The organism is Pseudoalteromonas phenolica (assembly GCF_005886345.1).
GTDB lineage: Bacteria > Pseudomonadota > Gammaproteobacteria > Enterobacterales > Alteromonadaceae > Pseudoalteromonas > Pseudoalteromonas phenolica_A.
Window position 1 is genome coordinate 1 of sequence record NZ_PNEC01000006.1, and the last position, 23,804, is coordinate 23,804.

The 23,804-nt window shown below is 40.7% G+C and carries 22 protein-coding genes and 1 pseudogene; 8 read left to right on the forward strand and 15 right to left on the reverse strand.

Features of this window, described 5'->3' with window-relative positions:
• Positions 1 to 331: 331 nt before the first annotated feature.
• Complete coding sequence (locus CWB72_RS03180) at positions 332 to 481, reverse strand: hypothetical protein (protein ID WP_212747869.1); 150 nt, start codon at positions 479 to 481, stop codon at positions 332 to 334.
• 341 nt (positions 482 to 822) lie between these two features.
• Positions 823 to 1,773: an AraC family transcriptional regulator gene (locus CWB72_RS03185; RefSeq protein ID WP_138629200.1), complete on the reverse strand. Its 951-nt coding sequence runs from the start codon at positions 1,771 to 1,773 to the stop codon at positions 823 to 825.
• A 143-nt stretch (positions 1,774 to 1,916) separates the two neighbouring features.
• On the opposite strand from CWB72_RS03185, the gene CWB72_RS03190 reads away from it, so the two are divergent.
• The 5 genes from CWB72_RS03190 to CWB72_RS03210 all read left to right on the forward strand — a co-directional run bounded on the left by CWB72_RS03190 (position 1,917) and on the right by CWB72_RS03210 (position 5,820).
• The gene (locus CWB72_RS03190) at positions 1,917 to 2,768 is read left to right on the forward strand and encodes an NmrA family NAD(P)-binding protein (protein ID WP_138629202.1); all 852 of its coding nucleotides are present in this window, start codon (positions 1,917 to 1,919) and stop codon (positions 2,766 to 2,768) included.
• A 50-nt stretch (positions 2,769 to 2,818) separates the two neighbouring features.
• On the forward strand, positions 2,819 to 3,274 hold the full coding sequence (locus tag CWB72_RS03195; RefSeq protein ID WP_138629204.1) for an anthrone oxygenase family protein: 456 nt from the start codon (positions 2,819 to 2,821) through the stop codon (positions 3,272 to 3,274).
• Positions 3,275 to 3,773: 499 nt separating this feature from the next.
• The gene (locus tag CWB72_RS03200; protein WP_138629206.1) at positions 3,774 to 4,742 is read left to right on the forward strand and encodes an MBL fold metallo-hydrolase; all 969 of its coding nucleotides are present in this window, start codon (positions 3,774 to 3,776) and stop codon (positions 4,740 to 4,742) included.
• 118 nt (positions 4,743 to 4,860) lie between these two features.
• Positions 4,861 to 5,142, forward strand: a complete 282-nt coding sequence (locus tag CWB72_RS03205) for a hypothetical protein (RefSeq protein WP_138567397.1) — start codon at positions 4,861 to 4,863, stop codon at positions 5,140 to 5,142.
• Positions 5,143 to 5,379: 237 nt separating this feature from the next.
• On the forward strand, positions 5,380 to 5,820 hold the full coding sequence (locus tag CWB72_RS03210) for a GNAT family N-acetyltransferase (protein WP_138629208.1): 441 nt from the start codon (positions 5,380 to 5,382) through the stop codon (positions 5,818 to 5,820).
• Positions 5,821 to 6,449: 629 nt separating this feature from the next.
• On the opposite strand, the gene CWB72_RS03215 is transcribed toward CWB72_RS03210, so the two are convergent.
• The 6 genes from CWB72_RS03215 to CWB72_RS03240 all read right to left on the reverse strand — a co-directional run bounded on the left by CWB72_RS03215 (position 6,450) and on the right by CWB72_RS03240 (position 11,243).
• The gene (locus tag CWB72_RS03215; protein WP_138629210.1) at positions 6,450 to 6,953 is read right to left on the reverse strand and encodes a hypothetical protein; all 504 of its coding nucleotides are present in this window, start codon (positions 6,951 to 6,953) and stop codon (positions 6,450 to 6,452) included.
• A gap of 26 nt (positions 6,954 to 6,979) precedes the next feature.
• On the reverse strand, positions 6,980 to 7,639 hold the full coding sequence (locus CWB72_RS03220) for a phytanoyl-CoA dioxygenase family protein (RefSeq protein WP_138629212.1): 660 nt from the start codon (positions 7,637 to 7,639) through the stop codon (positions 6,980 to 6,982).
• A gap of 1,040 nt (positions 7,640 to 8,679) precedes the next feature.
• The gene (locus CWB72_RS03225) at positions 8,680 to 8,997 is read right to left on the reverse strand and encodes a hypothetical protein (protein WP_138567395.1); all 318 of its coding nucleotides are present in this window, start codon (positions 8,995 to 8,997) and stop codon (positions 8,680 to 8,682) included.
• A gap of 159 nt (positions 8,998 to 9,156) precedes the next feature.
• A complete protein-coding gene (locus tag CWB72_RS20840) occupies positions 9,157 to 9,327 on the reverse strand; it encodes a transposase (RefSeq protein WP_289508437.1) in 171 nt (56 codons plus the stop codon).
• 181 nt (positions 9,328 to 9,508) lie between these two features.
• A complete protein-coding gene (locus CWB72_RS03235) occupies positions 9,509 to 10,123 on the reverse strand; it encodes a response regulator (RefSeq protein ID WP_138629214.1) in 615 nt (204 codons plus the stop codon).
• A complete protein-coding gene (locus CWB72_RS03240; RefSeq protein ID WP_138629216.1) occupies positions 10,116 to 11,243 on the reverse strand; it encodes a sensor histidine kinase in 1,128 nt (375 codons plus the stop codon). Before CWB72_RS03240 ends, CWB72_RS03235 begins: the two co-directional genes overlap by 8 nt.
• 153 nt (positions 11,244 to 11,396) lie before the next feature.
• Here CWB72_RS03240 and CWB72_RS03245 point away from each other — a divergent pair, with 153 nt between their 5' ends.
• Both CWB72_RS03245 and CWB72_RS03250 read left to right on the forward strand, forming a co-directional pair.
• Positions 11,397 to 12,566, forward strand: a complete 1,170-nt coding sequence (locus tag CWB72_RS03245; protein WP_138629218.1) for an acyltransferase family protein — start codon at positions 11,397 to 11,399, stop codon at positions 12,564 to 12,566.
• A 137-nt stretch (positions 12,567 to 12,703) separates the two neighbouring features.
• Positions 12,704 to 14,185: an alpha/beta hydrolase-fold protein gene (locus tag CWB72_RS03250; protein WP_138629220.1), complete on the forward strand. Its 1,482-nt coding sequence runs from the start codon at positions 12,704 to 12,706 to the stop codon at positions 14,183 to 14,185.
• Between the two features lie 187 nt (positions 14,186 to 14,372).
• Here the strand turns inward: CWB72_RS03250 and CWB72_RS20995 are convergent, their stop codons facing one another.
• The 7 genes and pseudogenes from CWB72_RS20995 to CWB72_RS03280 form a co-directional block, all read right to left on the reverse strand.
• Positions 14,373 to 14,495, reverse strand: coding sequence for a hypothetical protein (locus CWB72_RS20995; protein WP_289508436.1), 123 nt, complete (start codon positions 14,493 to 14,495; stop codon positions 14,373 to 14,375).
• A gap of 97 nt (positions 14,496 to 14,592) precedes the next feature.
• Positions 14,593 to 14,754: a hypothetical protein gene (locus tag CWB72_RS20845; protein WP_252371485.1), complete on the reverse strand. Its 162-nt coding sequence runs from the start codon at positions 14,752 to 14,754 to the stop codon at positions 14,593 to 14,595.
• Between the two features lie 327 nt (positions 14,755 to 15,081).
• Positions 15,082 to 16,123, reverse strand: a pseudogene (locus CWB72_RS03260) (transposase).
• Positions 16,124 to 17,098: 975 nt separating this feature from the next.
• Positions 17,099 to 19,990: an aminomethyl-transferring glycine dehydrogenase gene (gene gcvP, locus CWB72_RS03265; RefSeq protein WP_138629222.1), complete on the reverse strand. Its 2,892-nt coding sequence runs from the start codon at positions 19,988 to 19,990 to the stop codon at positions 17,099 to 17,101.
• A 363-nt stretch (positions 19,991 to 20,353) separates the two neighbouring features.
• A complete protein-coding gene (gene gcvH / locus CWB72_RS03270) occupies positions 20,354 to 20,743 on the reverse strand; it encodes a glycine cleavage system protein GcvH (protein ID WP_130256766.1) in 390 nt (129 codons plus the stop codon).
• A 56-nt stretch (positions 20,744 to 20,799) separates the two neighbouring features.
• Positions 20,800 to 21,882 carry a glycine cleavage system aminomethyltransferase GcvT gene (gcvT, locus tag CWB72_RS03275; protein WP_138629224.1) on the reverse strand — a complete coding sequence of 361 codons (1,083 nt, stop codon included), beginning with the start codon at positions 21,880 to 21,882 and terminating at the stop codon, positions 20,800 to 20,802.
• Between the two features lie 124 nt (positions 21,883 to 22,006).
• On the reverse strand, positions 22,007 to 22,579 hold the full coding sequence (locus tag CWB72_RS03280; RefSeq protein WP_138629226.1) for a hypothetical protein: 573 nt from the start codon (positions 22,577 to 22,579) through the stop codon (positions 22,007 to 22,009).
• Between the two features lie 128 nt (positions 22,580 to 22,707).
• Here CWB72_RS03280 and CWB72_RS03285 point away from each other — a divergent pair, with 128 nt between their 5' ends.
• Positions 22,708 to 23,553, forward strand: a complete 846-nt coding sequence (locus tag CWB72_RS03285) for a LysR family transcriptional regulator (RefSeq protein ID WP_130256769.1) — start codon at positions 22,708 to 22,710, stop codon at positions 23,551 to 23,553.
• Positions 23,554 to 23,804 lie beyond the last annotated feature (251 nt).

A 23,804-nucleotide genomic window follows, 5' to 3' on the forward strand; every position in this document is an offset into this window, starting at 1 on the left:
CTTGCATTGTGCAATATCAGAAAGGTTAACGATTTTGATTAGTAAGCCTTTTTTATGGTTTGACAATTCAGGTTCCATGTATTTATAAGAATTATTTATTTTCCAGCATAAAAATATTAAGTCAAAATAATAGGCGATTGTACTTGTTTCAATTTTTAGTCATGATTACTGCCTTTGTTGTCTGAAAAATTTACAGGGTCAAGTCTTGCATTGTGCAATCCTAAACACAAAACCAACAAACAACTCACATCCCCCTTCTATCACGACTGAAAATAAGTAGGTGTTTCTATCAATAACTGCTCGTGATTCGTCATCAAGCAATAAGCATGAATTACTCTATTGTAACAGTCACAAATATCACTAAGAACTTCAATGAAAGTGACAAAATCAGATTCATTACGACAGATAGGCTTTCGTCATTATCACGAGACGAAACGTGGTAGAGCGCGCCTGTAAACTCTAATCTCAGTGGTCGACTCATCCTTAAACCCCAAAAAAAAGGTCAGCCAAAGTATAACTAACCTTTAAAAAAATCTAACAAAACCGTTTTAACAGCAATGTACTATGCAATACCTAATCCCAATGGTTCTCGCCTACATTAGGGTTGGCAACTCGTGACAAATTGCGCTATTGATGTTGTGGCTTTATGGCTAGCCTGGTCAAATAAAATTATTCGACTATACAGCTATATGAACATCACCATCATGGGCGGCGTGCTCGTTGCTCACGTATTGTCGGACTTTTACGGGCGCGAAATTCTTTCCGAAGATGCGCCAAAGACCATTCTAGGCTCAGATTTAGCGGTATTCGCTGCAGTTGTCCCTATCCTTTTTTCCGCAAAGGCGGCACGCCCATCACGCGTTTATAGGCACGTGAGAATGCTGCTTCTGACTGATAACCTAGCTCCTCTGCCAGCTCAGCCAAGGTCACGGGTGACTGCATAATTTTCATCCGAGCTAGACTCATGCGCCATTCTGTCACGTATTGTTTTACTGAGGTGCCGATCACCTCAGTAAACCTCGCAGAGAACCCGGAGCGCGACATGCCAACTTGTTCCGCCAAACGGTCTACTGTCCAGGCTGACTCCGGCTTTGCATGAATGACAGCTAGTGCTTTACCGATTTTGGGATCTTTTAGCGCGCCGAGCCACCCCTTGCTTGCCTCTTTTGCATGTTCAACCCAATAGCGTATCGCTTGAATAACAATAATATCCGCTAAGTGTGCCACCACGGTTTCGCCACCTGTACCCAGAAACTTGGCTTCTTCGGCCATAAGCTGTATGAGAGGCTGGAGTTGTCCTGGTAACTGACCATTTTCACTTTTCATATGAATATATTGGGGTAATTGCGATACCAGTTTTTGACCGACAGCATGATCAAAACTAAGTACGCCGCAGGTCAAAAGAGTTTCTTCACCTCCACCACCAAAACGCATAAATTCGAATCGTTCAGATAGTTTCTTCACGGGGATGTCGAAAAACGGCTTGCCCTCCTGATGCTCCTCCGATGCGATCACATGCCCTTCGCCTCTGGGCAACAAAGCTAACTCACCTGGTCGCAAGAATAGACTCTCCCGATCAGGAAATCGCAACCAGCAGCAACCATGCGTCACAATATGAAACATCATCTTGCCGTTCATCGGTGGCATGTCTATTCCCCAAGGTGCCGTTAGTTCTGACTTGGCATACATCAGCCCATTTAATCTCAGCGAGTAAAGGGTTTCTCCCAGTATATCTGTAGATTCAGGAATGCTGCGCTGATGTTTTGTTTCCATGAGTTGCTCCATCATTTTAGACAAGCTGCAAATAAATATAGAGATATAAGCATTAATCATCAAGCTTTGTTCTCGTAGACTGAGTACATCACTTAACAGATGGTTTAAACACTAAACACTCAATACTTAAAAAGGTGGAGCAGATGAAAAACGAAGTCACAGGCGTTGTTGGCGCTACAGGGAAAACAGGTATTCGAGTACTCCACCAATTGGAGCAGCTTGGTCATTCAACACGAGGCTTATCAAGAGGTGTAACAGGTGGCAATAACCGCTTCTTTGACTGGACTGACAGTTCAACCTGGAGAGCTGCGTTGGAGGGTCTTCACTCTGTGTATGTAACTTACTTTCCAGATCTTGCTGTGCCAAGTGCGGAAGACGATATTCGCGCTTTTGTTGACTTGGCCAAGGCTTGCGAAATCAAACATATCGTATTGCTTTCAGGGCGTGGTGAAGAAGGTGCACAACGAGCGGAAGACGTTGTCATATCTAGTGGATTGGAGTGGAATATTGTTCGTGCAAGCTGGTTTATGCAAAATTTTAGCGAGAGCTTTATGCATGATGGACTCAAGGCTGGAGAGCTCGTCTTACCTGTACCTAGAGCAACAGAGCCTTTCATTGATGTGGATGATATTGCGGAAGTTGCTGTTGCAGCGCTGACTAGACATGAGTTGCGCAATCAATTACTTGAAATCACCGGGCCTGAACTACTGTCATTTATCGACTGTGTCGAAACAATAGCAACAACTATCGGTCGTGACATTCGATTTACCACACTTCCTGTAGAAACCTATCTTGAAGCAGCCAGAAACGACGGTCTGCCAGACGATATTGCATGGTTGATCAATGAGTTGTTTGTCAATGTGCTTGATGGACGAAACGAATCTGTCACCGACACGGTTGAAAAGGTGCTTGGTCGACCTGCCCGAAGGTTTTCTAGCTATGTTAAAGCAGCTGCAAGCAAGGGTATCTGGGCAGAGGAAAAATTCCCTATCTAAGACTAGAACTTGCGCTAGTTAATAAAACAAAAATTTGGAGTGCATCAAAAATGCTGATTCTACTCATTATTCTGACTGGTCTGATGGCTGGTATTTATCTCGCATTTTCTGCGGTTATCATTAAATCGCTTAATGAATTACCTGCGCTTCAAGCCGCGCAGGCTATGAACAAAATTAACGATGTAATCGTTAATACGATTTTCCTACCCATTTTTTTCGGATCAACACTCTGGTACGCCGGGTTGATTGTCTGGTCCTTGGCAGACTGGCAGGTTGGAAAATCTGGTCTAATCATGTTAGCGGCTTTGGCCTATATCATTGGTATGTTCTTAGTGACCGCCTTTGGCAATGTACCAATGAACAATAAATTGAAGGCAAGCGAAAGTAATGAGGCTTTGCTCATGGATTACTGGAATAAGTACCAGCATTCGTGGACACGCTTGAATCATATACGAACGCTTAGTTGTATTGCATCTTGTGCTCTTCTAATCGCGTCACTGGTATGAAATTAACACTAAAACACTATTTTCGAGGTGTAAAAGAAATGAAACTCTGCTTTGACAAATTTTATCTATTTTTTTCCAGTCTAATCATACTATTTGTAGATGGATTTATCGCACTTACGCCCAATGAATACCTGATCAGTATAGATGCTTACACTTAAATGGCGCTTCATGGTTTATCCCAAGCAAATGTAGCATCGAGAAATTTGATGAGCGACTTACGGGGTATGGGTGACATGCTGCTTTTTATTGGAGCCTTTGTCCTAACTAGTAGCTTTAACAAAAGTTAGCCCACTCTTGCCAATGAGTACGGCATGTTATGTAAAATTTCAACTGGCTCGATTATCTTAATCCAATTATAAAATGCTAGGAAAAAACCACTGTTAATCTACTGAAGGCATTAAATAAAATTACTTATTGGTATGCCAAATTTAGGTCGTGGACAACTTCCTTAAATCGAAATACGCATTAATAAGCTGTTAGCTATCTACTGGAGGCAAGCATGCAAGCTCATATATCTATATTCTTACTATTAATGATATCTGGTTGTTCAGCACAACACGTTACTAATGTTGACGAAAATAAGCGGCCATTAAAAGCCGAGCGCAAATCAATAATCGATAAGCCAATTTGGCTTCATGGTTCTCCAGATTGTGATAACAATAAGGAGCCTGTGCATGACGCCTATATGCACTCTGAAAAAACGATCATCATTAGACAGAATAAATGCATAACTTTTGAAGCTCCATTTATTTATGTTTTAGTCGGTGAGCAAAAAATATTAGTGTTAGATACCGGCGCGATAAATGACAAGCTAGAGCCTTCGTTGGATAAAGACATAGAGATGTTACTCGGTAAAGAGCAATTCTCGAGTAAAGAAATACTTGTTGTTCATTCCCATGGACATAGTGACCACTATCAAGGAGATTATGCTTTTGAGAAGCACTCAAATGTTAAATTGATAAAGCCATCAGCAATAGAGGTCCATAAATTTTTTGGTTTTTCGGACTGGCCTCTAGGGCAGGCTTCAATCGAATTAGGTGGAAGGCTGTTAACCGTCATACCTACTCCTGGGCATCAGGAAGAAAGCATAACTATCTATGATCATGAAACCAAGTGGCTTTTTACTGGGGACACTCTGTACCCTGGCTTAATTTATGTTAAAGACTGGGGATCCTATCGGGAGAGTATTGATAAACTCGCAACTTTTGCCAAAAACAATGAAGTTAAGGCAATTATGGGTTCTCACATTGAAATGAAGAACCGACCAGCATCGTATTATCCAGTAGGTTCTTCCTATCAGCCGAATGAAGCAAAGCTCGACTTAAGTGTTGAGAGCTTACAAATACTGAATGATCGGTTGCAAGAGACAGACAGGCCCACAGAGCTCATTTTTGATGATTTTATAATCCAACCTATGGGAAGAATTCAAAAAATACTAAGTAATATTGTTAGGTGGTTTACACAATAGCTAACAAGGCAATTATGTATGAGATGTCTAAAGCTTGGCTAGCGCCCATTCTTCGTTATTTTTAGCCAAGCTTAATACGTCCCATATTTCGGCGTCAGATGCAGAAGGAGTATCGAGCATGTTCAAATATTTACCTATCATTTCTATCGTTTGTTTATTACAAGCTTGTAAAGCCACTCAACCCGAACCATTTCAAAAAGATCGAGCACCAGAAGATAGAACTGAATACAATGGTTTAAGAGGTATGGTGCAACAACAAAAAGATCAAAATTACCTAATGTCAAAAGAGCTATCAGACAAATGTAATGAAGCTAAGATTGATCTTGCTATTGCTGAGTCAGAAGGTAATTCAAGTGAAATCAAAGAGAATAAAAAAACTATTAGTAAAATGTGCATATAACAAACTGTGTAATATGTTGAGGTACATTAGAAATGTTTAACCGAGGAAGGTATGCCATAAATTAGCTAGTCCATTAGTTTATCGATATATCAGAATAGCTAATCACATATAAAGGGAGTCATAATCAAAAATCAACGATTCTAACCTCATTGATTCGTTAGGTCTCTGCCTTTTATTCCCTTTGTTTTTTGATAAAGGCACCCTACATAGAACATATAAATAACCAAAGGACGATTCATGGCAATTTTTCTAAAGCCCATTACCAAAGAAAACTACGACGCAATCTGTGATATCGATGTTGCTAAACATCAACAAGATTTAGTTGCCTGCAATATGTATTCATTAGTTGAATCATTTTTTAATGAAGGTTACATCACACGAGCCATTTACCAAGATCGTGACCTTGTAGGCTTTTTTATGTGGGTAGAAGAAAGCGCAGAAAAAACGGCTATTTGGCGCTTTATGATAGATGAGAAGTACCAGCAACAAGGTATTGGTTCTCAGGCACTTGCTCTAGCACTCAGTGAAATAAAACAGCGCCCAACAGTTAAAACCATCGAAATTTGTTATAAGCCCGATAACCCCGTCGCAAAATCGTTTTACTCGCGATATGGCTTTGTTGAAATCGGAATGGGTAAGGATAACGAAGATATGTTAGCCGAGATACAAATCACTTAGATCTATTAGTTGTCTTCAAGTGCTTTCTAACCAAATAGACACCAAACTAAAGCAAATTAGAATGGGTGTCTTTGTTATTAGCTTCAGTGGTCGACTCATCCATAACCCCCAACAAACAAAAAGGTTAGCTAAAGTATGGCTAACCTTTTAAAAATCTAACCAAACCGTTTTATCAACAGGGCACAATGCAAGACCTGCCCCCTATGGTTCCAACCAAGGGAAGGCTGAAGTCGATCTCCCCTTGGAACCCTAAGGCGTCCTTCATCACACTTATCGTGCAAAATATACGTTGCGAAACCAGGTTACTTTTGCGCAAGGTGAGATAAGCAATTTTAACTATTTTTCAATGAAACAAGAACGTAAACGCCATGATGGTACGTTTGTATTCAAGCATTGCTTGGCTCGCATTGTCTAAATAGATTTAGGTGCTTGAGATTTGTCGGCAACAAAAATCCCGCCATGGGCATTACTCATCAATTTATTCTTTTCAGGGTGTGATAAAAGGAAAAGGGTGTTGCATGTAATTTATGGTATGTGGGAAGGTTTGAGTTGTCTTTGAGCTCATAGGGTCAAAATGCACAATGCAAGACCTGACCCCTTTGATTCTAGATTCTATAGATAGATTAGCCTTACAAGCTTTCTTTAAGCTCTTTTTTCATTTTTTCGCACAGGTAATCTATTGCTGCATCTTTATTTTCTTCAGACACTAAATTGATAAAATGCTTTTGTGACTCTTCTTCTACAACATTAAAAGAATGGAATGCTATATCATGAAATGTGTATTGCTCTTTGCTAACCTCTTCATTGTTAACAACACTATTGGCTATAAAATCTGTTTTGATTTGATCATTGTTAAGTAAATTATATATAAGTCCCAAAGTCGGTGATATTTCACCTTCTACACGCATAGATACTTTTCCTGGTTTAGCTAAGACTTCAACTTCTCCTTTCAGCTTTTCTATTAACTCGTCATTATTCAGTCCATTTCTTATAATATCCTTATCCTTTTCACTTAAAGCAAACAAATCAAATATAAGCTCCTCACACACATTAAATTTTGCTTTTATAGTCGTGTGATTGGTAACATTATACAGCAATGAAATCAAAGGTATTTCTTTATAATCTTTTTTCATTTTACTTTCCTTAATATTTTTAAAACTTAGGCTTCACAAATAAACTCAAGAGACCAGCAAATTCTTTTACTATCATTCAAGGTAAGACAGTGAAGAGCCCTAGTGGAGAATAGCAAGATATCACCGACATTTACCATTATTTCCTTCTCATTCGAATTAAACTTTTCGACATACTCTGTCTTAACTTTTACAAACTGACCAAACATCGAGTGAGGTAAATTTCCTAAATTATGTGTTTTTGGGATAATTTTGAAGTTTTTCTCTCGTTTATCAGCAATAGGTACCCACACATGAATATCCCCTTTTAAATGCCCACCCAAAGGACCATCCTGATGGTAACCTGTAAACTCTTTTTTAACCTCAGAGGGCATCCATGAAATTAAAGTATGGTCTTCCGATATTGTTATATCCTTATTAATATTTCTAATTATTTCATTCAGCCTAGGATTTCTTACTATTAATTGAACTGCTTCTGTAATCAAGCTTGAATTATGACTTCTTGGGAAGTATTTATTTATTACCTTTGGATTATCTATATGTGGAGTTTCCATATTATCAGTATTAACACCATGGTTTGACAACACATCAAAGCAACATTCTTGCAATTGCTCCAATTCTTTTAGCTCTAATATGTTTTTAAGTATCACAAAACCATTACTTTTATATTCATCTTCAAGTGTTTTCACTTAATACTCCCTTATTATCTATACCTAATTACTTAGAATACCTGCTATTCGAAGTTCAGCTAAGTACCACTTTAGGTGGTTTTTCTGTTGCCCCCTAAAATCATAAAGTCAAATTTTTTGGCCGTAAATACTATAAATGCACAATTCAAGATTTGACCCCTTTGATTTGACTTGTCGATTTCTCAATGCTGAGTATCGTTGAACTTTCTGAACTTCCTCTCTAAATAAAGAACAAATGGCAAACTTATTAAAAACTTAACAAATTCTCCCGATAAGAAAAACGAACCAGAAAACCCTACTGCTATTATGACCCCAAATATTTGTACCCATTCAAAAATATCCCTGAACCTCTGCTTACTTGATAAGTCAAATTTCCATATCAAAACACAAAAAATCAAATATAAAAATACGAATACATCTAAAACCATTTTAGCTCCTTTAATTACCTCTCATAGAAAATAGCGAGCATAGAAGTGGATGAATGTGTCACTCACCACTTGTCTTTAGTCTAACTCTTTGTCGCTTTGCCGACTACAGCCAAGGGGGAGGCTGCCGCCGGTCTTCCCTTGGAACCCTAAGGCGCCCTTCAGCACACTTATCGTGCAAAATATACGTTGCGAAGCTAGGTTATTTTGCGCAAGATGAAATAAGCAATTTTAACTATTTTTCAATGAAACAAGAACGTATACGCCATGATGGTACGTTTGTGTTCAAGCATTGCTTGGCTCGCATTGTCTAAATAGATTTAGGTGCTTGAGATTTGTCGGCAACAAAAATCCCGCCATGGGCATTACTCATCAATTTATTCTTTTCAGGGTGTAATAAAAGGCAAAGGGTGTTGTCTGTAAGTTATGGTATGAGGGAAGGTCTGAGTTGTCTTTGAGCCCATAGGGTCAAACTCTTTGACCATAAATACTACAAATGCAAAACCCGAACCTGTAGTTTCTTGTAAATAGAGTCATAATCAGAAATCAACGACTCTGACTCCTTTGATTCAGAGCTGAACATGTCAGCTCTCATTTTCTTGCATCTACAATTGATTAGTAAACTCTAAGAATACTAAACAAAGGGAACAAGGTTTCGTTTGCATCACGACACTTATTCGAATACGTTTCACCATTATCAGAAGTGTAAACAACCGTTTTACCCGTATTCATCGCAGAATATAAAATACCAAGGTTTTTGTAATACTCGGGGTGAGTTGGTAAAAGCTCTATTTCTTCATAGCGCGATGGCCAAATTCGTGCTGTACCATCTGCCAAGATAGTGATACTTTCGATTTGATCTTTACAAGTTACAAATTTAGCTTGAGCTGTACCAGCCAATAAAAGCAGGGCGATTAATATTAGATTTTTCATTTTAGATTTCCTTATTAGATTAAGTACTTTTGAGGTACAAACCCAAAGTATCGGCTGTTTATTACAAGTAAATCACAGTTATTTTAAGATTTTATTTAGCCTGACTTGCTTAAAGTAAAATGATTGCATTTCATCTGGCTAGTTAATTTTAATCAAAAATCAACGACTCTGACCCCATTGATTCCACAGAGTACCCGTACGTTTATAAGTTTGATTAAAATAGCGAACATAGTAGCGCTCTAAACACTGTATAAACTTGCTAATACCATTGCTTGTAGTCGGAGTTGCCAATAAATGAACATGATTAGTCATCGGTACAAACGCATGTATTTTTACTTCATATTATTTGGCGTAGTTCTTTGGCTTTTCTAAATCAACAACATATTCATCTACTTTAACAAAAGCCCCTTGCCGATTATTTCTGCGCTGAAAAAGCTGAACAATGTGTTGAAGTACATGAGCTTGCGCACTTTAAACGGCTGACTAATGGATGACCCTATTGTCTTAAAAACTAAATTAAATTCTGATTAATCGCTTTTATCACAGCTTGGGTTCTGTCGTTTACTTCAAGTTTTGCTAGGATCTGAGAAACGTGATTACGAATAGTGCCTTCAGAGTTTTTTAAAGTATTAGCAATCACCTTATTTGGCATACCAAGTGACATACATTTCAATACCTCCAACTCTTTTGGAGTAAGTTTTTCTGTTGGATACCCCTGTTGTTGCAACAAATATTCAGTGAGTGAGTTTTGCAACACGCGAATACCCGCTTTAACTTTCTTGATCGCGTCTATCAGAGTTTCAAGCTCGCAGTTTTTCATGACATACCCTTTTGCGCCTAAATTAATCGCCTTTACTAACACGTCACAATCTTCAAAAGTTGTGATAATTAGCACAGGTGGTGGCGCAGGCTTTTGTCGCATTGCTTCTAGCACACCAATACCATCCAAATTTGGCATACGCATGTCTAATAACACGACATCGAATGTCTGTGTGTCCATTATGCTTAATGCCTCAATACCATCTTGAGCCATGGCATCAACTGAGATACCAGGCTCTAGGCTGAGTAAATTTGCAAGCCCTAACCTTACTAAGGTTTGATCTTCAACTAATAAACAACTAATCACCTATGACTTCCTTTTCAAAAGGTAATAAGAGTGTATTCAGGAGTCTTTCATCATGAATTTCTTGAATGTATTGTCCTTTAAAGTGTGCTACGCGCTCATTTAAGCCAGTTAAGCCATTGCCTGGTCTTGGAAGCATATTTTCGCGTTGATTATGAAATGCCAGCGCTTTAAGTATTCCCCCTTCATCTGAGGTCTTTACTTGAATATCAAAAGTAATCTCATTTGCCTTGGTGTGTTTTAACGTATTGCTGATCATTTCCTGACAAAAACGAATAACGCATAGTGCATATTCTTGTGATAGCTGCTCGGCAGTTGATGTTATGCTCAAATGACAACGAAGCTGTGGGGTTAGTGCAAAAATCCCCTCCAGCGCTTGTTTAAGCAATGTGTTGTCGTTACGTTGTGCAGATACAATCGCTCTTACTTCTTCTAGCACCTCTTGGCTCAATTGATGGCAATTAAGCAACGTTTCTTCCATGTCGGCTGGCGCTGTACGCTTTGCAAAGTCTAAATTAATACTCAATGCAGTTAATTTATGACCTAAGGCATCATGCAGCTCTCTGGAAATATGCAGTCTTTCCTGTGATGCATGCAAAGCTCCCATCATCTGCTGAGTCGCTTTGAGCTCTTTATAGTTTTGCCTAGATTGGTAGTGCATATTCAAGCTTTCAACAATACGCCGACTAACAAACCAGTTCATAGTGCAAAAGAAAAACCACACGATAAACATGACCCAAGGAGTATTTCCTTGCCATGCCTCGTAATGTGTCAATGAATAAGTGAGTATGGTGGCAATAATTGCAAAGATAGCTTTTGGCAGCGAAAAGTGGGGACTGAAGATAGCCGAAAACATCACTAAATGAATAAAGATAAGGGATGTTGAAGTTAGCTGCATCAATATCGCTATCAATAAAAAATAGGCTGCTGCAACAAAATTGACGTAACTATTAGGTGCTTTTAAAACATAAAACAATAACGCAAGGATGGCCCCACTCACAGGGATTTGTAACAGTAAGTCGGAATGATTGTTGCTGTAATAAGCACAAGCGATGGTTACCCCTAACCAAGATGCAAGAGTTGAAAAACGCCAGTCTGTGGTATGCCTTATTGCCACATCCATACTATGAGCCTTTTATTTTTTGCCTTATTATTACAAAGATCTTAATTTTTAGACAATGACATATGTCATAGTTCACTATGTGAGATATGTGACTCGCTGAAAGTTAAGTAAGCCAATTATGATAGCTGCTATCACTTACTCATCTGACATATTATGAAAACTTCCCAACGCTTTCACTTTATTGATAACCTACGCAGCATCGCGTTACTGCTTGGCATTATTTTTCACGCAGCACTTGCCTATGGTCCGCACTTTCAAAATATTTGGATTTCAGCCGATACCACTGCAACACACCCATTCTTCGACTATCTCAGTTTATGGTTACACTTATTTCGGATGCCATTATTTTTCTTCATTGCTGGATTTTGTAGCTTATTACTGATCGAAAAATATGGCTCAAAAGGGTTTATCACCCACCGTTTAAAACGCGTATTACTCCCTTTTCTGGTGTTTTTTCCACTGGCTGGTGCAGCTTACTCCCACGCGCTCACTTGGGGGGCGAGCATAGTGCAGTCAGTACCTCCCATATTAACCTTATTCGCGCAAATGGAACCTGTGCTTAGCACCATGCATCTTTGGTTTTTATGGTATCTGATACAGTTTTGCACTGTGCTTTGGTTACTACAAAAAAGCAATACGCAGCTAAAGCTACTGCTAAATAATATTGTTCACCCAGTTTCACTTTGCCTAGTAATACCACTGATAATATTTGTATCACTCATTGATCAACCAGTCCCCTTCCCTGCACCAGATAAATTAACACCAACATTTTGGGCATATGGCTTTTACGGCACCTTATATTTACTTGGCGCCGGTGTTTATCATCGAAAAGATAAAATCGTAAATATCACTCGCTTTTCAAAAGCGGTTACAGTCATTGCCATAATGTCTTTGGTAACTTACTTCATGATTATTCCAGAAGCACCTACGCTTACAATGATAAAACAGGCTGCAGCAAGTGGGCAATTTTCACCATCAGGCAGTTGGCATGTCTTGCAAAGCGCAATACAAACCATTGCAATCATTAGTTGGACTGCTTTGGTGTTGATGCTGGGTCTGCGCTACTTAAACCAGCAGAGTGTTCAAAGTAGATTTATTTCAGATGCTTCATATTGGGTGTATCTTGTTCATGTACCCGTTTTAATCTACATTCAAATGCCGTTAATTAACCTAGAGTGCTCGGCTATTTTAAAGTTTATCATTAGTGTTGCGGTGACGTTCACGCTGAGCTTACTGAGTTACTACTTGTTAGTAAGAAGTACTTGGCTTGGTGTTTTCTTAAACGGTAAAAAGCAAAATACTCGTATCAAAGCAATTAAGTAAAACATTTTTATTTATCAGGCTTTAATTTTTAAGTTAAAAAATTAACTTATTAAATATTTTTCCAATCAGTTAAACCTTTTTAAGAATAACTGCGTCTTAGCCAGTCATAAAAAGTAATAATGTATATAGGACATACGATGGATTTATTTAAAAAGCTAATTTTCATTTTAATGTTGTTAGTACTTCACTTTGAGCTTAAAGCAGAAGAAATAAAAGATATAAAAGATATAAAAGAAATAAAAGAAATAAAAAAAATAAAAGAATATAGCATAGCCAACACTTTCACATTCCAGTCAAAAATACTCGGTGAAGAAAGGAGTATATTGGTTTCTTTACCCAGTGAGTATGATCAAACGAATGATACCTACCCTGTACATGTGATATTAGATGGCAAGCAAAATATTGAGCATGCGGTGGCTACAAGTAGAATGCTATCTAATTGGGCTGGCTTGCCAAAGTCAATTATCGTAGGTATTCCTAGTGTCAATAGAAACAGAGATTTTACTCCCTCCAAAGACGTAGCTTATTCTCCAGAAAGTGGTGGCGCTAAAAAATTTGCTGATTTTTTAGAAAAAGAGGTCATGACATTTGTCGATAAAAAGTATCGAACTCACCCGTTTCGTGTGTTAACAGGTCACTCACTAGGTGGGCTTTTTGCTGTAAATCAATATCTTAAAAAGAATCCTTCTTTTAATGCTTATATTATCGTAGCTCCATCATTATGGTGGAATAAACAGAAAATATTATCAACTCTAGCTAAAGCGAAGCCAACCGAGCTTGCTAGGGGTATACCAGTTTACTTGGGGGTTGGTGAAGAAGATGGCATGACTCCCATGGTTGAACAATTGTACAGACTTTTTACTGAAAACAATGCCTCTCATAGATACGCTTATACAGTGTATGAAAACGAAGGTCATATGTCTGCACCAATGAAAACCTTTTATGATGGTATCAAACATGTATTCTCTGATGCTGTATATGATGAGAGTAAGTGGGAGAGTTTCACGTCAGACTCTTTCATTGAGTTTACAGAATCGATTAAGCATAACTTTGGTTCAAGTGTAAAACAAACAGGTGAGCTTTATAATAAACTTGCCAACTTCTTAGCTACAAAGAAAAACTATGCAGGTGCCATCACTGTTTTAAAAGCGAATGTTCAAGATTACCCTAATTACGCTTTTAACCACAAAGACCTTGCTAATGCATATGCACTTAATGGCAATGTAGACCAAGCTATTTCGGAGTTTCAAAAAGCAGCAGATATCGCACGAAAAGATAGCTCATCTGGTCAAGGTGATGCGCTTCAATATGAGAGAGAAATAAACCGCCTTCGTAATCCGATCACATTAAGTGAGCAGGTTCTAAAAGGTTTCGCTGGTTGTTATAAATCTAAAAGCGGAACGGTGTTTAAATTTAGTCTTATTGATGATGTTTTTACTGGGCATAAAGAAGGATGGCCAGACTTTCAATTGTATGCAGAAAGTGATAATGGCTTCTACACTCGCTTGATGGGGCTAGCGCCATCTTTTAAATTCAATGCTAACAGAGTTGATGTGATTGCAAATGGTCAGACTTATCCTTTGCCTAAGACTGAATGTAAGGCCAATCTTAATAGATAACTGAACATTCATGCGAGCTGAAACACGTAATAACGTCGTTAATAAATCTCATTGATGAACAATACCTAATAGAAATTCTTGTCTTGTTAGTGCTTGTTTTTCTTTCGTCATAATTGATCACATTACTTAAAGTGATTGGTTTGATTATTTTTGCCTGAGAGAATCAATGGGGTCAGAGTCGTTGGTTTTACGCTTTCGACTTCAAGAACGCCTCTAATTCTCTATCTCCTCCTTTTGGCAGAGGAGAGGCTCTTCTACCTGACATTTCTTCAACTTGTTGTTTGAATTTATCATTGCCAAGTACCCACATTTTATCCGTTGCTGTTTTTATTTTTTCTAGCGTATATGGCGGGATGTCTCTTTCAAAAGTGAGCGGTATTGTGCTTGCCTGTTCTATGGGTTAGTACCTAGCCATGTACTTTTACTGCATATTCTTTAGCGTAGGAATTTAGCTTTTCTAAATAAACAACATAACCACCTGCTTCAACAAAAGTCACTTGCCGATTGTTACCACGCTGAACAATATGTTGAGGTACATTAAGAAGATTTAATCGAGGAAGGCGTGCCATAACTTAACCAATCCATTAGTTTATCGTTATGTCAGTATAGCTAATCAAACATAAATGGAATCAAAATCCAAAATCAACGACTCTAACCCCATTGATTAAGGGTGTGATAAAAGGGAAAGCATATTTTAACAAGACAGCCATTTTAACTTTTAAAAACAGAAAGCCAACAACAAAGTCTGTATGCAGGCTAACCTATTCAAATGTCTAAACCTAAACCCAAAAAGGTAAGTAAATGATTAAAAACCACAGGGGGTAACGTAAAAGTATAATTAAGCAACATGCCTATCGATAAACAACCAAGTAAGTACAAAGAAGAGTATGAGATATTTAGGCAAAAAGCCTGTGGCATTGGGTCAAATTGCTGCGCCGCTGTAATTGTACGTGGTCACAATAGCTTTGCAGTGACTGTTCACGGCCTACTGCCCCTCTAAAAGACTTGGTAAATTGCGTGGTGAGTTTTAGCCGGTTTTCAGGGCAAATATTTAACCTAGCTAAAATAGGCTGAGAGGAGTCGATTGAACCTCTTTTATTTGCACGTATGCACTGCCCTGTTTGCTCTACCAGCTGTAGATAATACTTAAATTCAAAAGGCAGACCTTTAGGCATATGTTTTCTGGGACTACCAGAGAAGCGAAGTAAACTCTTGGGCTGCTTTCCCTCTTTTGCTGATTCAATACGTTTTTTAATGCTCGTATGCTCTGAGGTTTCTGGCGTTTTCGCCATCTTAGCGCGAATAGGATTTAAATCTACATAAGCCATACACGCAGCTAAGGCGGCTTCATCTAATAGCGCTTGTGATTTTAAGCAACCTTCCTACAAATTTATAGGGAATAAATTTGAACGTTTTTAAGCGGCCCGAAGGGTGAGCGCCATGGATGGCAGCGAATAAAATCGGCCTGTGCAGTTGTCTTCTTTATTGGCTTTTCGGGCGATATGCTCATTTAAAACCCGCATAAACCAACTGATATCAGACAAGCGCTGCCTAAACTCTTTTATTTCTTTTGCTAAAAAGAACTGCTGACCTTTATCTAACTTTTCACCAGCCAAAAACTTTTGTGTATGGAGCGTGCCTTTAAACAGTTTATGCCAACGTATTAGCAAAGCTTTATCACAAAGCCTGTTTGTTTTTTATCGTCTGCATACAAAACACAGTGGGTGTGATTACTCATAACTGCATACGCACATACATCAATACAAAATACTTTAGATATCTGTTGCAGTTTATCTTCTATCCACTGTCTTCGATGCTCGTAAGATTTGCCCGTATGCGCATCTTCACCACACAAATAGGCACGACGCACACAACGTGAATACAGTGGTAGTACTTGGTATCTTGCAAGCCCACTTGCTGCTCTCGTGCCTTTGTCATTGTATGCGCCTACTTGAAAGTATTGAGTTTAAAAGTAGGCGATGGATGTTTCTTGGTCGATTTTTGAGCTAGGCGTCCTATTTATTCTCTTTCAGAGAACGTACACGTCATGAAGGTACGTCCATATACAAGCATGGCTTGTCTCACATTACCTAAATGGATTTAGGTACTTGGGATTTGTTGGGAAAATAAATCCCACCATGCGAGCTCATCACTCATCAATTCATTTTTTCAGGGTGTGATAAAAGAAAAAGGGTGTTGTCTGTAAGTTATGGAAGTTAGTTCTGGTTCGAGTTGTCTTTAAGCTAAGAATAATGGGGGTCAGGTCTTGCATTGTGCAACCCTAATAACAAAACCCACAGGCAACTCCCTTGCCCCTTCTATCACGCCTGAAAATAAGCAGTTGATGAGTAATGTCAGCGCATGGATGCGCTGCAAGGATGACTTAGTCCATGGATGGACTATTCAGCCGTTTACGTTCACATCAATAGCGTTTTGAAGATTAAGCGTGGTAGAGGGGCGCCGTGGGGTTCCAAGACGAAGGTCGCACCCGAGCGGTCGGCGGCAGCCGCCCCTTGGTTGCCGTCGCCAACGCGACAAAGGGTTAAATTGAAGGATAATTTTAAACCTGTCGCGCTAAAGCACGACCTACAGGCGATGACGAATCGCGATATAAAGTCGCTGCTACCGAGATGTTTTATTCTCTTGTAGGTCGTCGTTTACGGCGACAATATGTATAGCCATAGTGTCAAAATACACAGATTCTGAAACAAGTTCAGAATGACGAAATCGGCTCAAAGACGCTATATAAAATCGCTGCTACCGAGGTCAAGACTAACAACGAGCGCAAAAACACCCAGATTCTGAAACAAGTTCAGAATGACAGCCCCAAACCCCACCCACAAAAAAACCGCCTTAATTGCTTAAGGCGGTTTTCAAAAATCTAAGTCGGGGATTAGCCCGACCTACAATTCATTACTCTGCATAAGTCTCAACTGCAGGGCAAGAACAAATCAGGTTGCGGTCACCTAGTACGTCGTCGATACGTGTAACTGTTGGCCAGAACTTATCTTTAGCAACTGCTTTCACTGGGAATGCCGCGTAGAAACGGTCGTATGCACGATCCCACTCGTTGCCAAGTACGTCAGCTTGCGTGTGCGGTGCGAATACTAGTGGGTTGTTTTCAACAGACCACTCGCCGTTTTCAACTTTGCGTACTTCTTCACGGATTGAAATCATGGCTTCGATGAAGCGGTCAATCTCAACCTTAGACTCAGACTCAGTAGGCTCGATCATTAGCGTGCCCGCTACTGGGAACGACATAGTCGGTGCGTGGAAGCCGTAGTCCATAAGACGCTTTGCAATGTCCATCTCAGTGATGCCAGATGCTTCTTTAAGTGGACGTAAGTCAACGATACATTCGTGTGCAACACGGTTGTTTTGACCGCGGTAAAGAATTGGGTAGTGCTCGCTTAACTTCTCAGTTAGGTAGTTTGCGTTCACGATAGCCATTTCAGTTGCGTCTTTTAAGCCTTGGCTGCCCATCATTGTGATGTATGCCCAAGAGATAGGTAAGATAGCCGCTGAGCCGTAAGGCGCTGCTGATACTGCACCATTGCCTTCAGTTGTACCCGGTACGTTGATAACGCTGTGGTTAGGCATAAATGGCGCTAGGTGCGATTTAACACCGATAGGACCAACACCTGGGCCACCGCCACCGTGTGGAATACAGAATGTTTTGTGGAGGTTTAAGTGCGATACGTCTGAACCAATTGAACCAGGGCTAGTTACACCAACTTGCGCGTTCATGTTCGCGCCGTCCATGTAAACTTGGCCGCCGTGCTGGTGAACAATCTCACATACTTCACGGATAGACTCTTCGTATACACCGTGTGTAGACGGGTAAGTTACCATGATACAAGATAGGTTCTCTGACACTTCTTCTGCTTTCGCTTTAAGGTCAGCCATGTCGATGTTACCGTCGTCGTCACATGCAACAACCACAACTTTCATGCTTGCCATTTGCGCAGATGCCGGGTTAGTACCGTGCGCTGAGCTTGGGATCAAACAAACGTTACGGTGACCTTCGCCGCGTGACTCATGGTATTTACGGATCGCGATAAGACCTGCGTATTCACCTTGTGCACCTGAGTTAGGCTGCATAGATACTGCGTCGTACCCTGTGATGTCTACTAACCAGTCGTGTAGCTCACCAATCATTGTTTGGTAGCCTTGCGCTTGGTCTAGCGGGCAGAACGGGTGAAGCTCTGCAAATTCAGGCCAAGTTACTGGGATCATCTCAGCGGTCGCGTTCAGTTTCATTGTACATGAACCTAGCGAGATCATTGAGTGGTTAAGCGCTAAATCTTTGTTTTCAAGACGCTTGATATAACGCAGCATTTCAGTCTCGCTGTGGTACGAGTTGAAGTTAGGGTGCGTTAAGATTTCGTCGTCACGTACTAGGCTTGCAGGAATACCTGTGATGTCGTCTGCAGATACTTGTGCGTCAAGTGCTGCAACGTCAAGACCATGACCTTCACCTAGGATGATGTCGAATAATGCTAGAACGTCTGCACGTGTTGTAGTTTCGTTCACAGATACTGAGAACTCACCCGCGTGGTTCGTTGCAAAATTAGTCTCTGCCGCGATTGCGCGTGCAACGATCTCTTCTTTGTTGTCAGCTACCACTGTGATTGTGTCGAACCAAGTGTCATGCTTAAGGCTCACACCTTTCGCTTTAAGACCTGTCGCTAAGATGCTAGCGAAGCGGTTAATGCGCTGTGCAATTGTCTTAAGACCCTCTGGGCCATGGTAAACCGCGTAGAACGCAGCCATGTTTGCAAGTAGTACCTGAGCTGTACAGATGTTTGAGTTCGCTTTTTCACGACGAATGTGCTGCTCACGAGTCTGCATCGCCATACGAAGTGCATCGTTACCTAAACGGTCTTTAGATACACCGATGATACGACCTGGTAGTGAACGCTTGTACTTGTCGCGTGTAGCGAAGAATGCTGCGTGTGGACCACCGTAACCCATAGGTACACCAAAACGCTGTGCAGAACCAAGTACTACGTCAGCGCCTAGTTTACCTGGAGCTTTAAGTAGCATTAAGCTCATGATGTCAGCTGCAACACAGGCAATCGCTTTTTTATCTTGTACTTGTGCGATTAGGTCAGTGATGTCTACCACTTCACCTGTTGTTGTTGGGTACTGGAATAATGCACCAAAAATTTCATGGTTAGCTGCATCTGCCGCAGGACCTACTACCACTTCGAAACCAAACTGCTCTGCACGTGTTGTTACAACGTCGATTGTTTGTGTGTGAACGTCGTCAGCGATGAAGAAGATGTTTGCTTTTTTCGCTTTAGATACGCGCTTAGCAAGGGCCATTGCTTCTGCTGCTGCAGTTGATTCATCTAGTAGAGATGCAGATGCTAGGTCTAGACCTGTGATGTCAATCGTCAACGTTTGGAAGTTTAATAGTGATTCTAAACGACCTTGAGCGATCTCAGGTTGGTAAGGCGTATATGCTGTGTACCAACCTGGATTTTCTAATACGTTACGTAAAATTACATTCGGTACATGTGTTGGGTGGTAGCCCTGACCGATGTAAGATTTGAAGATTTTATTTTGGCTAGCAACAGACTTTAGGTAGCTTAGTGCTTCAACTTCTGTGCGGCTCTCACCCACTGCTAAACCCTGCTCTAAACGAATACCAGCTGGTACTGTTTGCGTGATTAGCTCTTCAACGCTTGATACGTTAAGTGCCGATAGCATGTCGCTCACTTGTGCCGGTGTAGGGCCAATATGGCGGCGGATAAAATCTTGCTTTTGCTCTAATTGCTCAAGAGATTTAGCGTTTGACATTAGTCTAGATTCCTATGATCCAAAAAATTTAGGGGGTTAGTGCTGATTCCTGCTGCGGGTACTGCTCTGGCTTCAGCTTTACCAACTTATCGCTAAGTTGATGAAAAGGTTCTGTACTCTGTATGGTTTAGTACGGACCCTTTTGTAAATACCAATCTGCTTAATTAAGCGATCAATTTTGAGGCTAGAAAAACTGCTTGATAGCAAGGCAAAAGTTTCGTTATTTAGTTATTCTAAATGAGAAACTTTTAACACCGCTAGCATCAGTTTTAATCACTCAAAATGATTGAGTATTATTGCGGATTGGTATTCTCTTTTAAACAACAAAAGCCCCACTGGGGGCTTTTGGAATCAACGAAGTTATTAGTCTTCGTCGATTGCGTTTTCGTAACCTTCAGCGTCAAGTAGGTTTTCAAGCTCTGACTCGTCAGACGCTTTAACTTTGAACAACCAACCGTCACCGTATGCGTCGTTGTTAACGTTTTCTGGTGAATCTTCAAGGTCTTCGTTGATTGCTACAACTTCACCAGTGATAGGTGCGTAAATGTCAGATGCTGCTTTTACAGACTCTGCTACTGCACAGTCTTCACCAGCGTCAACTTCGTCACCAACTTCTGGTAATTCAACGAATACCATGTCGCCTAGAAGCTCTTGTGCGTGCTCTGTGATACCTACAGTGTAAACGCCGTCGCCTTCAGCGCGAACCCACTCGTGTGAAGACGCGTATTTTAACTCGCTAGGAATGTTGCTCATCTTTTTGTTCCTTTGGTTCGGTGTAATAACTGGGCGATGGTTCGCCCTTATTAATATTAAATAACTGACTTGCCGTTACGTACGAAGCAAGGCTTCACTACTTTAACGTCAACTAACTTTTTACGCATTTCTACTTGCGCTGTTTCGCCCGTTGAACGAGGAACACGCGCTAGTGCAACACTAAAGCCTAATGTCGGAGAGAATGTACCAGAAGTAATGATACCTTCGCCACCTTCTACGACAACTTTAGAGCCACCACGTAGAACACCTTTGCTTTCAAGTACTAGACCAACTAGCTTGTGTGTGCTCTTTTCAGCACGTTGCTTAGCAACCGCTTCACGACCGATGAAGTCACGATCTTCAGGTTCCCATGCAATCGTCCAAGCCATGTTTGCAGCAAGTGGAGATACAGTTTCATCCATATCTGAACCGTATAGGTTCATGCCCGCTTCTAAACGTAGCGTATCACGTGCGCCAAGGCCAGCCGGAGCGACGCCTGCGTTTAATAATTTTTGCCAAAGGTCTGCTGCATCATCGTTGTGTACAACGATTTCGTAGCCTGCTTCGCCTGTGTAACCTGTGGTTGCAATGAATAGATTGCCAGCTTGTACACCGAAGAATGGTTTCATACCTTCAACTGCAGCGTTTTGCGCGTCATCAAGTACTTTAGCTGTTTTTTCTTTTGCGTTAGGACCTTGTACTGCGATCATTGCAAATTCAGGACGCTCAGTGATTTCTACTGCGAAATCAGCTGCTACTTTAGCAATGTGCGCTAAATCTTTTTCACGCGTTGCTGAGTTAACAACTAGGCGGTATTCAGTTTCAGAAAAGAAGTAGATGATAAGGTCGTCAATTACGCCGCCTTCTTCATTTAACATGCCTGTGTAAAGTGCTTTACCAGGTACTTCTAGCTTAGCTACATCGTTCGCTACAAGCTTACGTAAGAATGCTTTTGCGTCTGCGCCTTTAACGTCCACAATTGTCATGTGAGATACGTCGAACATACCTGCATCGTTACGAACTGCGTTGTGCTCTTCGATTTGTGAACCATAGTTGATCGGCATTTCCCAACCGTGGAAGTCAACCATTTTTGCGCCAGCTTCTACGTGCTTAGCGTGTAGTACAGTTTTAGAAGTCATATCATTCCTTCACTAATTACTGACCTTGTAGTGTATGGCTACAAGATTGCCTCTTCGAGGCGGGGTTAATGCAATAACAGCTAAGGCACCCGTATTGAGTGCCTTAGCAAATTTTATTTGAAATCTAGTTTAGGCTAAAGCCTTGTTCTTGCAACTGTTGATGCCATTTATTCAGAGTGTCTGTTTGGGCAATCAACTGATACTGCTGCAAGTCGTCTGCAAGTAATGACGTGACGAACACTTCACCACTTTGACGGCCGTAGCACACTTGCTCGTCTGATAAACGCAGACCCGGTGTTAAGCCAAACTGTTTGATAATGGTATCAAACGCTTGCTCACCGCTTAATGTGCTCATGCTTAAATCTTTGCGCGCCACCAGCTCAATGTCGTAATCACTGTGGTGGGCTTCAACCAAGTTTTGTAGCTCATCTGCGTGATTTTGTTCAATCACAAAGCGGTAAGCCGTTTCACTGAAGTAATAAACCGTAAATGCCGCACCCGATGCCAGTTGGCCTTTAACGCCTAAACCCGGTGCTAATAGTTTATTTAGATTAATACCTAAAACTTGGTTTAAAAATGGTGTGGTTTCGAAGCCACTGAAGTCTAAGACCAACTGTGCGCTGTCTAACGCTAACGTGTTTAGCGCAGGCGCTGTGCCTTGACGATGTTTTGCAAACATACTGGCTGAAAATGTCATAACCACACCTTAATAAAACTTTAATTTGTGCAGTATATGAGTGCATTTGGGCAACAACAAATTGTATTTATTTATACATTGATAAATAATGCTTATGTAACTTGGTTTTATAAATTGATTTTTTAAATATGAAGAACTTATCGAACGACGGCTTACGCACATTTGTTACTGTGGTTGAATTAGGTGGCTTTGCCAAGGCCGGTGAACTACTGGGATTATCGCAACCTGCGGTGTCATTACAAATTAAACGACTCGAAGAAATGCTCGGCTGTCGATTGTTTAAAAAACAAGGTCAACGACAAGTTATCAATCAATATGGCGAGCTTTTGCTGCCGCTGGCTAAACAAATGCTGCAACAAAACGATGCCATTTTACAGCAGTTCACCTCAGAGAGTGTGACCGGTAAAGTGCGCCTAGGTATTCCAAGTGAATTTGCAGCGCGAATTTTGCCGTCTATTATTGGCGACTTTGTTTCTCTTTATCCTGATGTGGCCCTCGAAGTGAAGTCACGTTTGAGTAAACATTTGTTGTCTGTTTCGCGCCAAGATCAATTCGATTTAGTGCTAGCATTGAATGAAGAGCTTAATTCAGATCAGTTCCCCGTATTCATGCAAGACCAACTGGTGTGGGTCGGCAATTTAAACCTCGCTAAAAACGATGTAGTGACGCTGGTCACCGCACCTGAGGGCTGTATCTACCGCCGCCGCGCCATCGAAGCCCTTCAACAAGCCGGATTAAAATACCGTATTGTTTACAGCAACGCCGATTTAACCGGTTTAATCGCCGCGATTAAAGAAGACCTAGGCGTCACAGTGCTTGCTAAAAGCACCGTACCAAGCGACTTAAATTATCAGTCACACACCCCTCACCTACCCGAGCTCGGTCAAATTGGTATTTGCTTAGTAAAAAATTCCCCCGAGTCTGTGCATGCCGTTGATAAGCTGGCGGAGTTTATTGAATTGAGATTGGGGTAAGCGTTAAGCGTTAAGCGTTAAGCGTTAAGCGTTCAATAGTTTGCGAGTTATCAAGATAATTTCAAAAGCGCGACATAAAGTCGACGCCTACAGAGTGTAAAAATTTGCTTTGAAGGCACGGGTTTCCCCCGCGCTAAGAAACTTAGCTCCGCTCCTCCGCCACCCTGAATTTATTTCAGGGTCTATTTTTAACTACTGGATCCTGACCTTCGTCAGGATGACAGGTTTTGTGTTTGAGCATAGCTCAAAAA